This is a genomic window from Evansella tamaricis, assembly GCF_019042215.1.
Lineage (GTDB): Bacteria > Bacillota > Bacilli > Bacillales > Salisediminibacteriaceae > Evansella > Evansella tamaricis.
In genome coordinates this window covers 1-11,535 of the sequence record NZ_JAHQCS010000080.1, presented here as the reverse complement: position 1 = coordinate 11,535, position 11,535 = coordinate 1, and the positions used below count along the sequence as shown (strand labels likewise).

The following is an 11,535-nucleotide window of genomic DNA, read 5'->3' as shown; positions in this document are numbered from 1 at the left end:
GTTCAATCCGTGAGCATAAGCGAGAATGAGGGAGCCTGAACCAGGGGTAAATGAACCAGGTTCGGTTGAACCAGGATCAAAACCCCCAGGTTCAACGGAACCACCTTCCATTCCATTCACAACTCCTCCCCTAGATAAAAATAACCTAACTAACACTCCCCAACATTACACGAATGATACTATTGAATTCCAAACTAGAGAGGAATAAGATGGAATTGTAAACAGTTAATGAACAGAACAATAAAACAGATCAGTGAGGTGAAATAGATGGAAGTACTAAACAAAGGCAGCAGTTAAGTTTGATCCCAGCACCAACCCGAGCACCAACACAAATACCAACACAAATACCAACACAAATACCAACCCGAGCACCAACACAAATACCAACCCGAACACAAATACCAACACAAATACAAGAGTAAATCTAGACGGAAAGCGAGACCCCCTCCAATTGGATTGTTAGTAGTTTGAATAGAACTAACGATCAGTGTGGAGGAGGAAAAATCGTGAACCGGCAATCTCAATATCAAAACAATGTAATAAAACTGTTTCTCATTTGTGTCTGTCATTCCTTCGTGCTAGCTTACGTCATTGAACGTATATTTGCACTTGAACGGGGATTAACGATTCTAGAGATGCAGTATATATTAATTATTTATTCCGTAACTTGCCTTGTGTTGGAAGTGCCCTTTGGCATATTAGCAGACAAGTGGCGAAAGAAGTATGTATTGGCATTAGGTATCTTTTTTTGTTGTTTTGAATTCTTGATTAGTATATATGCCTATGATCTTCTTGTTTTCAGTATCGCTTTTCTACTTGCAGCGGTAGGAGGGAGTCTGAAATCAGGTACGGTGGACAGTATCCTATACCAATCTCTGAAAAAAACATCGCAGGAAAAAGAGTACGAGAAATTGAAAGGATATTTAACATTTACAAAATATATTGTCTCCGGTATTGCAGGAATTATTGGTGGGATTGTGGCACATCAATACGAACTAGAAACCACCTATTGGCTGTCCCTCGTTGGACTTTCTTTAGCAGCAGTAATTAGTCTCAATCTCTTTGAACCGAAGGAGACTAGCATAGATTTGGAAATGAAGAAGACGAGCAAAGTTAGAGAAGTGGACAGCCCACCCCCTTCAAAGGGGAAAGAGGTCATGTTTCATTTGAGAATGTCTCTTGAGGTGATTAAAGGGAACCCATCTCTGATACAAGTAATTGGATATGGAAGTATTACGGCAGCGGTATTGTATGGACAGCTACATGAGATGAGTTCGATTATATACCTTGAAATTGGTGTTCCCATTACACATTTTGGATTTATTAGCTTTGCCATCACACTTTTTGGTGGCTTGGCAGGTGCTATGGCCTATAAGGTTAAGATACATTTTGGATACGGAAGGACATTTGGAGGAATTCTCCTCATATCGATATTGGCTATTTATTTTTATAGTCTGGCGACAGAACCATGGCATATTATCTTTTTGGTAATATCAATCTTCGTGATGGAGATGGTCACCCCCTTAACGTCTGGATACATCCATCGTCAAATCGGTGATACGTATCGTGTAACCATCAGTTCTTTAGACGCCTTTGCGAAAAATGCTGTGACCATAATGATCAGTCTGTTGTTTGGATTCACCGCGGAACAGTGGGATATTTACGTTGCGTTTAAATGGATGTCTATCCTTTTATGCCTCTATGGCATGCTGATTATCGTATCCACTTTGGTTAGAAAGGTACTGAAATCGTAAAAGGATGATGCCCCCTAGTGCGAGTGATTTTCTAGAATTATATAAAGCGTGAGGGGGACCGTCTTTGGAACCCAGTTCAGAGGAAGCCAATTGAAAATAGCCAGTCTGACTAAGACACAGAACGGGCACCAAAAAAGTAGCAACTGTAGCATGTAGCAAACCAGTCTGACCAATCTGAGAGATTGTAACTAATTGTTGTTGGACCAGTCTGACCAACTAGACATGCACAGAGAATGCTATGAAAACCACTTAAACATATAATGATCAAAGACAAAACAAGAGTATATACGAAAACAATTAGGAGTGTTAAAAATGGAAAGTACACCAGGTGTGCAGGAAATGAAACAATTTTTATGGGAAGAATTGGAGTTGATTGTGAGAACCACTGAAAATCTAATTAAGAAAGTTGCTCCAGATGATTGGAGTTATAGACCAAGGGAAAACATGAGATCTCTCTTAGAAATTGCTCAACATTTGGTGGCGATCCCTTCAGTGGATCTACTGATTTTACAGGAAGGAAAAGAAGAGGAAGTAAAGAAGTTGGAAACGGAGATTGCAAAAGCCACGGATGCAGATTCATTGATCCGTTGGATGACGGAAGGATTAAATGATCTGAAAGAGTATATGAATGGGTTGTCCGAGGACGAGTTTATACATAAGAAGACAAAACCCTTTTATCTGGATCATGGCACCGAACAAGCGAAATGGCTCGTGGAAATCGTAACACACACCATGCATCATCGGTCTCAACTCTTTACGTATTTAAAGCAAACTGGTTATGAAGTTTCTATGTTTGATTTGTATTGAATAAAAGGTAATAACTGAAAGAAGGTTAAGCGAATGGCGGAAGCATTGAAAAATATGTACAACCGGGCATTTTTTGAAGAATTTTCTGCGACTGTCAAATCAGCCTATCATGAATTTGATAAAGAAAAATTCCTTGGTCAAATCTTCAACAAACAATGGGGAGAAATGGAATTAAAGCAAAGGATGAGGCATATTACCACCGTCCTTGGAGACCATTTGCCTCCGTATGAGGGAGCTATTGAAATATTGGTGGAGATTGCACCGAACTGTAGTGGCTTCCCCTATTTATTTTTCCCAGATTATGTGGAGGTTTTCGGGTTGGAACATTGGGATACATCTGTCATGGCGTTAGAGGAATTCACTAAATACTCCAGTGCTGAGTTTGCGGTCCGTCCATTTATCATAAAGGATCAAGAGAAAATGATGGGACAAATGAAACAGTGGTCAGAGCATGAAAACCACCATGTGCGGCGATTGGCATCAGAAGGTTGTCGGCCTAGACTTCCATGGGGGATGGTTTTACGCCCGTTAAAACAAGATCCGACCAGCATTTTTCCAATACTGGAACAACTCAAACAGGATCCCTCTGAATATGTCCGGAAAAGTGTATCCAATAACTTGAATGATATTTCAAAGGATCATCCAGAAAAGGTGAAACAAATCACCCGTGATTGGATGGGGGTGCATCCCCATACGGATTGGATCGTGAAGCATGCTTGCAGGACATTGCTAAAAGCTGGAGACGTGGAAACTTTAGAATTGTTTGGTTATACTGCCCCGACAAATGTTTCTGTCAACGACCTGACTCTGTCCACTGACCAAATCACCTTAGGGGAAAGATTATTATTTTCCTTCGTATTGAAAAATGAGTCGCAAGAATCGAAGAAATTAAGGGTGGAATACGCCGTGGACTACAGAAAAGCAAATGGAAAACTTTCACGGAAAATATTCCAGTTATCATCTAAATCGTATCCAGCTGGCGCATATACCATTAACAGACACCAGGATTTCAAAAATCTGACTACACGTAAACACTACGATGGAATCCATGGATTAAGCATCCTCGTCAATGGAGAAGAGTTGGCAAGGACAGAATTTTATTTAAAGATATCATGAAGCAAACTATCTTGTTATAAATAAGAAAAGCGCAAGCGCCTATGAACACGAGCGTAGGGCAGTGGAGGAATGACAACCTGAAGTCCGCTCTTTGACTTCAGTTGTCACTTCCGAAGTGCCCCGCAGCGAGTAGGTGCTGGAGCTAGACAATATGAAAAGCGCAAGCGCCTATGGTCACGAGCGTAGGGCAGTGCAGGAATGACAAACTGAAGTCCGCTCTTTGACTTCAGTTGTCACTTCCGAAGTGCCCCGCAGCGAGTAAGAAGGAACTGAAAAAGTTTAAAACCACTTTTTCAATTCCTTTTATTTGTTTGGCAATGGCTGCGCTCGTCGCTCGCATGATAGGAGAAAACCCCTCCTATCATGCTTTTTAAAGATTGCGACGGCTACGCTCATTGTTTAGGGACTGTAAAAGTGGAAAAGCACCACTTTTACAGTTCCCATGCGAGTAGGCGATGGAGCTAGACAATGCCCGAAGGTGCAAAAACTTATACGCTTATCTTTAAATAAAGACTGTTAAATAGTAATGTTAATTTTTCAAAGCAAGTCACTCGCCCCTGGAAAGGGAGTATCTGAAACGGAAATCCATATGAAAGCTAAAAAAGGACGACACGGTATTGATAACCGTGTCGTCCTTCATCATACCATTTTTTCCGATGGGATTGGTCTTTTTCTCTTACTATTCCCCAGGTGTAAATGTCCGTTTCCCAAGCTCATTTTCCAGCATGAAAAAGGCATTACTGTCTTTTTCAATCCGACGCAATTTCTGAATTATGTTATCAAAGGATGCTTCCTCTTCCACTTGTTCCTCAATAAACCATTTCAAGAATGTCATCGTCGCATGTTCCCTTTGATCTAAGGCCATATCTGCTAACTTATAGATCCGTTTTGTAACCTCTTTTTCATGATCAAGTGACTTTTCAAATGCCTCCAAAACAGATGAAAAATCATTGTTTGGACTAGGCATACCGGCCACTTCTGCCTTTTCTCCCATATCATTGATAAAATTGTAAAACTTCATGGCATGAAATCGCTCTTCCTCTGCCTGTGCAAGAAAGAAGTTTGCAAAGCCATCTAAACTTTCGTGGGAACAGTACGCCGCTGTAGCTAAATAGGCATGAGCTGAAAAAAACTCATAATTCATTTGATCATTTAACCCTTTCACAAGCTCTTTACTCAACATCTCATGATCACCTGACCTTTTCCAACGTGAATTCAAATAATACTAATATAAGTATAGTATACCATTTGTTGGGGTTACCATGTAGTTCTCCACTCTGTAACTTTGGAACATGAAGTGTATGAAATAAACCAGAAAAGGGACGCCCGTGAGCGTCCCCAATACATTCTTACCTTTATTAGTAACCGTAGCCGTATCCGTGTCCTTGTGGATTTACCACAACAGCACCAATAATTACTAACAGAATGAAAATGACTAAGATAAACGAGAAACCACCGAAAGTTCCGTGAGTCATTTCAAATGCCTCCTTTTAGTAGTGGTTAGTGAAGGTGAGAAATCTTTCCGCCTTCTCCACTATTTATCCTATTACCGAAAGGGGAATCTGATTGGACTCTTTGCTTCTTCCGGTGATTTTGGGCTCAAACGAACAGACTAGGTTTTTAACCTTCCTTCAACGCAGCATTTATTTCTCCCCCAAACAGGATAATGATGGACGAAAGATGAAACCAGACCATAAGAGCAATAACAGCACCAATCGTTCCATAAGTGGCAGTGTAGTTAGCGAAATTATTCAAATAGAAGGAAAAGAAATAGGATGTGAGTTGCCAACCAATCGTCGCAAAAATAGCTCCTATGTAAATTTCACTGATTTTTAACCGGAGATTTGGACCAGTTAAATATAACAGAGAAAACACAAGGAACAGGAGCATGGAACTAAACACCCATCGTAATAGATCGAATTCAAAAATATTCAAATCCATCGGAATGAGGTTTTCTAAAGCAGCACCAATTACTTGGAACACTAAAGCAACAAGAACAACGGCAAACATTCCGATGGTCAAAAGGATAGAAAGGAGCCTGCCTTTCACCATTTTTCGGTCTTCTGTCACATCATAAGCCCGATTGAGCAGACGGAGGATGGTATTGAGTGCCAACGATGCTGTCCAAAGGGTGAAGATAATACTAATGGATAAAAGACTCGTGTTTTGCCGGGCAGATATATGTGCCCACTGATTTTCAATGACACTCAATATATCACCAGGTACAATTTCTTGAACCAACTCCAAGTCGAAATCAAATGTATATGGCAGGAAAGAGAGTAAGGTAAGGATAAAGATGAGAAATGGAAAAATAGAGAGTAATAAATAGTAAGAGCATTGTGCCGCTAATTCCACTAACCGATGCTCCCGAAAACGATTAATTAAAGAAACAAGTAATACCATTCGTTCCTCCTCCAATTCCATTCATCTTAAGTTATCTTATGTACAAGCCTACTGTTACTATTCCTATGCATTGTAGAAAATAAACATGAGTGTATGGAACAATTGTTGTAGTTTTCGGATGGAATTAATGACTGTTCTTACTTTCGCTCCTCTTTTCTAACACCATATAATACCCAAGCCGGTGGCACTTCAAATGGATGTTCTTGTGGAAGTCTTTGTACCTCGTCTTTCGTTAAGTCCAACCAGATAAATGATTCTTTTGCCCCTGGAAAACCTTTTGACTTTTCCGTATCTGAATCTTTGTCTTCCAACTCTATTTCCTTTTGCATTTGGTCATAGCCCTTTGCTACCGTTTCCCAGAACCCCTTTTGTGTCGAAAAATCATTCCAAGGATATACAACGTGCAAATATTGATGCCCTTTTTGGTCCCTTTTTGTTATGATAAAACGAGTCTGCTCTTCATTTTCAAAAAATGTCCACTTCTCAATCTCCTCTTCCTGAAATAGAGCATGTGAGGAAGGAAAGGAATAATAGCATTCATAAGGAAACACTTTCCCCGTTTTCACATATCTCTCCTGAAGCCAAAACCACTTTCGTTCCACCGAATTTATTTGTTTCCATGGACGTGCATCCGATTTAAGAATGGAGATATCTTGTGAGAGAACTCCATGTACCGTCAAGATAGGAGTTAACCCAATTTTTTCTAGAACTCGTCTTGCAGGTGTGTTATCTTCCTGGGTGTTCCCGCCAACCCACTCTATCCCATTCACCTTAAATGCCCCATTGAGGATGTGGGATAACAATTCCGTGGCTAAATCCTTTCCCCTGAATCTCCGGTCACTCCGCAACCGTCCTAACATAGCATACCTTCCAGCGAAAATAGAATACCCACCCATACTGACTAGCTGATCATCTAAAAATAGTCCATATAGCCGATGGTTTCCGGTCGTAAGCCGATCAAAAATTCGCCCCACATAATCATCCGAAATTCCCGTATCCATTTCAGCGAAATGCTGATAGTCTTCTTTATGTAACATCCTGATTTCTTTGTGCACCGAACCCCTCCCAATAAAACGGCAAATAATTATTTCCATACCATTATAAACACAGTTGGAAGAAGGATGCATTGATGAAGGGACAATATACGTGATGACATTTGACAAAGAAGGTGGTTAGATCAAATCGAGGCAATTGAAAAAGTGGTTTTAAACTTATTCAGTTGCTTCGTGCTTTTCCACTTTTACAGTCTCAGTGGCCCCGTTCAAATCCACCCTTTTTTTTCAGCAACTGAAATGGCTTCGATCCGGTTCTTCACTTCTAGCTTATTAATAATTTCAGACATGTAATTTCTCACTGTCCCAGCGGATAAAAAAAGCTCTGTGGAAATTTCTTTGGAAGTTTTTCCTGTTGCAGCCAACTTCAGCACTTCCTGTTCCCGTTTTGTTAACGGATTTTCCCCTTTCATACTGCCAAAAATCAACTCGTGGGCGAATTCCCGTTTACCTTTCATGACATTCCTAATGGCCTCAGCTAAGTCATCACTGGAACCATCCTTTAGTAAATATCCGTGAACATTTGTCTTTAACGCCTGTTCAAAATACCCCGGACGGGCGAAAGTGGTGAGAATGATAATTTTACAGGGAGAATGGTGACGATTTAACTCTTCTGCTACCTCTAGCCCGCTCATAAATGGCATCTCAATATCCATTAGACAGACATCAGGTTGTAACGTGAGAATATTAGCTAACGCTTCTTTCCCATTTTCAGCCTGTCCGACTACTTCAATATCGTCTTCCAGTTCTAGGAGTGATCCAAGTGCACCGCGCAACAACCGCTGATCTTCCGCTATAAAAATACGGATCATGACAACGCACCTTCCTTTCGTTCTTGAACAATGATCGGGATGGATAACACAAGTTTTGTCCCCTTTTCTCCGAGCACCTTCATTTTTCCGTCAATTAAATCTAGCCGTTCCTTCATTCCTTTTAAACCATTGCCAGATGTGGCACGTTTCGTCATTCCAATCCCGTCATCTTGGACGGTAATGGTCACATCCCCTTCATTCTGTTCCAGATGTATGACACAGTGCGTCGCCTTACTATGACGGACCACGTTTGTGATGGATTCCCGTAAGCAAAGACTGAGTATGTTTTGTGAAACACTAGGGATGTTCGCCATGTTTGTTTCCCCGTTAATTTCTAAGGTGATTCCGGCAGCTTGGAGAATTTCTTCTGCTTCCACAAGTACTTCTGCAATGGTGACAGACCGCATATCAGATACTAGCTCCCTTACTTGCGAAAGGGCAGAGCGAGATGTTCGTTCCATCTCTTCTGCCTCCAATTTTGCCCTTTCTGCATCTTTTGTTGTTAGTTTTGACACTAGCTGCGCCTTTAAGGTCAGAAGAGAAAGGGTGTGTCCAAGAGTATCATGAAGATCTCGGGCAATCCGCATTCTCTCTTCCCGTTTTACTAATTCTTCAATTCGCTGATTTGCTGCATCTAATTGTTGTTCTAGCTCCATCCTGCTGTTCATGGACCGAATTCCAAAAGGAGAGAGGAGCATGATCAAGATGAAGATGATGACGAAATGTAATCCATTATCAAGCAGAAAGTCAAGGTGAACAAACACAGGAATGATGATCGCAATGGTAAAAAAACTTAATGCTGTATAAAAAGATTTTTTATTTTTAAACCAACCAATAAAATTTGCAGGAAAAAATCCAAGGAAAACAAGATTGATATTATAAAAGGTTGCTAGAAATAGGATTATGCCGATTTGGAGAATGAGCCAATAAACAAAGGAACGCCTCTCAAATGAAAAGTAGAGTTGCCTGTAAGTAAGCAAGAAGAGAAGAATCATCACGACTCCAATGATGAACCGCACTCCAGTTTCTTGAGCCATAAAAAAGATAGGCATGGCTAAATAAATGAGAAACACATAAGGAAAAAAACCATACCTCTTTGGAAAAATCTCAAACTTCCCTGTTGTTTCTACCATTGTTTCTTACACCGCCGCTTCCTGTTTTCTCCTAATATATTTTGATAATACCATGAAAAGGAAAAGATATCCTATTAAAACTAGTAGATTAGTCCATTCCGGATTTGCTCCACGAATAATCTGCCACGCCCCATTCCCAAAGTTATAAGAAGGAAGCCACACACCAATATTTTGAATGAATGGGGGCATTGTATCCATTGGCATCCACATCCCGCCAGAGATGGCCAGCACCATATAGATAACATTACTTACCCCAGCAGCAGTATCCACCTTTTTCATCGTGCCGATTAGTGTCCCAAGGGCCAGAAACGGGAAAGACATGACCAGAATCCACAGAAAGCTCATGAGCCAGACTTGTATGGACAGTGACACTCCATTTATGATGGCTCCTGCCATAAAAATGACGAGAATGGAAAACGAATGAATGACTGACTGTCCGATCATTTTTGAAAAAAAGTAGGCACCGTCCGATAGGGGAGTAATCTTCATAAACATGGACCAACCTTGGGAACGTTCTTCCACAAGACGGATTCCAAGTGTCATAATGGCCGTGCCCATCACACTGAATGTAGCCATGGACATTAAATAATGTGCTTGCCATTCTTCCGCCCCATCGATCCCCGTGTTAAAAATTCGTGTAAAAAGGACATAAAAGAAAATTGGCATCATTAATGACCAAAACACATAATAAGGGTTCCTCATAATTCTCAATATTTCTGCTTTACATTGCGTCCAAATCGCTCTCATTTAAATAACCTCCTTCTTTTCGGTTAATTGCTCAAAGGCATCTTCTAATCGTCCTTGCTCCAATTCTATCCCACTGACTGGCAGTTTCTTTTCAAAAATAATTCGTAGCACTGCATCCGTATCATCCGTTTCTAAGATAAACCTGTCTCCTTTAGCAATAATATGGGAGACCATTGGCAGTTTCTTCAATGCAAAAACTGCTTCTCTGTTAATTCCATTCCCTTGGAACGAGACGAATTTTTTGGTTAATCTTCCTTTTATCTCTGCCGGAGTACCGTCTTCCACGACTGCCCCTTTGTGAAAAAGAATAATCCGTTCTGCCACGTCGTCCGCTTCCTGTAAATAGTGGGTGGTGAAGATAATCGTTTTCCCGCGGGCCCTAAGCTCATCGATTGTTTTCCAAAACAGGTTCCTAGAAGAGACATCCATCCCAACGGTCGGTTCGTCAAAAAATAAGAGATCAGGGTCACCTGCTAAGGCAAGGGCAAAAGCCAATCTTCGTTTTTGTCCAATGGACAACTTTTCTGCCCGTTTCTTTAAATCTCCTTCCTCGAACCCAGTGAAGCTCACAAGTTCCTCAAAGGACATTGGGCGGGGATAGTAACTTCGAAATAAATGGAGAATCTCCTTTACTTTTAAGGCATCAATTACACTGACTTCCTGCAGCATTGCACCGATACGTTCCAGTACTTTGTTATTATTCGGCTGTTGCTGAAACACACTAACATTTCCTTTCGTGGGTTCTAACAAACCAAGCAACATCATAATGGTTGTGGACTTTCCTGCTCCGTTTGGTCCAAGTATTGCCACAACTTCCCCTTTACGAATGGAGAAACTCACGTTGTCTACAGCCGTCTTTCCTTTAAAAGTTTTTATTACATCTTGCAGTTCAACCATAATATCTTCCATTGCTTTCACCTCCGTGTTTTCTAAGATTAGTTTAAGATGATGGGAGAATCTGGATTAGTGGATATAGTCATGAAAATCACATGACTTTTGTCATGAAAACTAGATTCGTGTTTCCTGTATAGAGGGGTTAGAAGTGAAGTGGATATTCGGTAAGAAGTTGGTGCGAACTAGTGCCCGAACGGGAGCGTCGTGCTGGTATTCGGTAGGAAGTTACCTCGCACTTGAGCCCGAACGGGAGTGGATGGATGGAGTTCGGTAAGAAGTTGTCCGAACTTGAGCCCGAACGAGAGTGGATGGATGGAGTTCGGTAAGAAGTTGTCCGAACTTGAGCCCGAACGAGAGTGGATGGATGGAGTTCGGTAAGAAGTTACTCGAACTAGAGCCCGAACGGAAATGTCGAGCCGGTATTCGGTAGGAAGTTGCCTCAACTTGAGCCCGAACGGATGCGTCGGGCCAGCATTCGGTAGGAAGTTACCTCAACTTGAGCCCGAACGGATGCGTCGTGTCGGTATTCGGTAGGAAGTTGCTCGAACTAGTGCCCGAACGGGAGCGCCAGCCGGAGTTTCGGTAAGAAGTTGCCGGAACTTGAGCCCGAACGGGAGCGTCAGGCTGGTATTCGGTAGGAAGTTACCTGAACTTGAGCCCGAACGGGAGCGTCAGGCTGGTATTCGGTAGGAAGTTACCTGAACTTGAGCCCGAACGGATGCGTCGTGTCGGTATTCGGTAGGAAGTTGTCCGAACTTGTACCCGAACGGGAGTGTCGGGCTGGTATTCGGTAAGAAGTTGCTCGAACTAGTGCCCG

Annotated in this window: 11 protein-coding genes; 3 read left to right on the top strand and 8 right to left on the bottom strand. The window is 41.6% G+C overall.

Features of this window, described 5'->3' with window-relative positions; genetic code table 11:
* Positions 1-506 precede the first annotated feature (506 nt).
* From KS419_RS08150 to KS419_RS08140, 3 genes are all read left to right on the top strand, one after another.
* Positions 507-1,754, top strand: coding sequence for an MFS transporter (locus KS419_RS08150; protein ID WP_217065726.1), 1,248 nt, complete (start codon positions 507-509; stop codon positions 1,752-1,754).
* A gap of 312 nt (positions 1,755-2,066) precedes the next feature.
* A complete protein-coding gene (locus tag KS419_RS08145; protein ID WP_217065725.1) occupies positions 2,067-2,561 on the top strand; it encodes a DinB family protein in 495 nt (164 codons plus the stop codon).
* 33 nt (positions 2,562-2,594) lie between these two features.
* Positions 2,595-3,677 carry a DNA alkylation repair protein gene (locus KS419_RS08140; RefSeq protein WP_217065724.1) on the top strand — a complete coding sequence of 361 codons (1,083 nt, stop codon included), beginning with the start codon at positions 2,595-2,597 and terminating at the stop codon, positions 3,675-3,677.
* A 679-nt stretch (positions 3,678-4,356) separates the two neighbouring features.
* Here KS419_RS08140 and KS419_RS08135 read toward each other — a convergent pair.
* The 8 genes from KS419_RS08135 to KS419_RS08100 form a co-directional block, all read right to left on the bottom strand.
* Positions 4,357-4,860 (bottom strand): ferritin, encoded by a 504-nt coding sequence (locus tag KS419_RS08135; protein WP_217065723.1) that lies wholly within the window; start codon positions 4,858-4,860, stop codon positions 4,357-4,359.
* 175 nt (positions 4,861-5,035) lie between these two features.
* Positions 5,036-5,152: a sporulation protein YjcZ gene (gene yjcZ / locus KS419_RS08130; protein ID WP_217065722.1), complete on the bottom strand. Its 117-nt coding sequence runs from the start codon at positions 5,150-5,152 to the stop codon at positions 5,036-5,038.
* 145 nt (positions 5,153-5,297) lie between these two features.
* The gene (locus KS419_RS08125; RefSeq protein ID WP_217065721.1) at positions 5,298-6,080 is read right to left on the bottom strand and encodes a YihY/virulence factor BrkB family protein; all 783 of its coding nucleotides are present in this window, start codon (positions 6,078-6,080) and stop codon (positions 5,298-5,300) included.
* 137 nt (positions 6,081-6,217) lie between these two features.
* The gene (locus KS419_RS08120; RefSeq protein ID WP_217065719.1) at positions 6,218-7,135 is read right to left on the bottom strand and encodes a GNAT family N-acetyltransferase; all 918 of its coding nucleotides are present in this window, start codon (positions 7,133-7,135) and stop codon (positions 6,218-6,220) included.
* A gap of 206 nt (positions 7,136-7,341) precedes the next feature.
* Positions 7,342-7,944 carry a response regulator transcription factor gene (locus KS419_RS08115; RefSeq protein ID WP_217065718.1) on the bottom strand — a complete coding sequence of 201 codons (603 nt, stop codon included), beginning with the start codon at positions 7,942-7,944 and terminating at the stop codon, positions 7,342-7,344.
* Positions 7,941-9,077, bottom strand: coding sequence for a sensor histidine kinase (locus tag KS419_RS08110; protein WP_217065717.1), 1,137 nt, complete (start codon positions 9,075-9,077; stop codon positions 7,941-7,943). Before KS419_RS08110 ends, KS419_RS08115 begins: the two co-directional genes overlap by 4 nt.
* 6 nt (positions 9,078-9,083) lie before the next feature.
* A complete protein-coding gene (locus KS419_RS08105) occupies positions 9,084-9,824 on the bottom strand; it encodes an ABC transporter permease (protein ID WP_217065715.1) in 741 nt (246 codons plus the stop codon).
* Positions 9,825-10,733 (bottom strand): ABC transporter ATP-binding protein, encoded by a 909-nt coding sequence (locus KS419_RS08100; protein ID WP_217065713.1) that lies wholly within the window; start codon positions 10,731-10,733, stop codon positions 9,825-9,827.
* Positions 10,734-11,535 lie beyond the last annotated feature (802 nt).

What these genes read in the sequence shown, in the direction of transcription:
- KS419_RS08145 (WP_217065725.1), top strand. Translation starts at nt 2,067, where the DNA reads ATGGAAAGTACACCAGGTGTGCAGGAAATGAAACAATTTTTATGGGAA.
- KS419_RS08140 (WP_217065724.1), top strand. Translation starts at nt 2,595, where the DNA reads ATGGCGGAAGCATTGAAAAATATGTACAACCGGGCATTTTTTGAAGAA.
- KS419_RS08135 (WP_217065723.1), bottom strand. Translation starts at nt 4,860, where the DNA reads ATGTTGAGTAAAGAGCTTGTGAAAGGGTTAAATGATCAAATGAATTAT.
- yjcZ (WP_217065722.1), bottom strand. Translation starts at nt 5,152, where the DNA reads ATGACTCACGGAACTTTCGGTGGTTTCTCGTTTATCTTAGTCATTTTC.
- KS419_RS08125 (WP_217065721.1), bottom strand. Translation starts at nt 6,080, where the DNA reads ATGGTATTACTTGTTTCTTTAATTAATCGTTTTCGGGAGCATCGGTTA.
- KS419_RS08115 (WP_217065718.1), bottom strand. Translation starts at nt 7,944, where the DNA reads ATGATCCGTATTTTTATAGCGGAAGATCAGCGGTTGTTGCGCGGTGCA.
- KS419_RS08110 (WP_217065717.1), bottom strand. Translation starts at nt 9,077, where the DNA reads ATGGTAGAAACAACAGGGAAGTTTGAGATTTTTCCAAAGAGGTATGGT.
- KS419_RS08105 (WP_217065715.1), bottom strand. Translation starts at nt 9,824, where the DNA reads ATGAGAGCGATTTGGACGCAATGTAAAGCAGAAATATTGAGAATTATG.
- KS419_RS08100 (WP_217065713.1), bottom strand. Translation starts at nt 10,733, where the DNA reads ATGGAAGATATTATGGTTGAACTGCAAGATGTAATAAAAACTTTTAAA.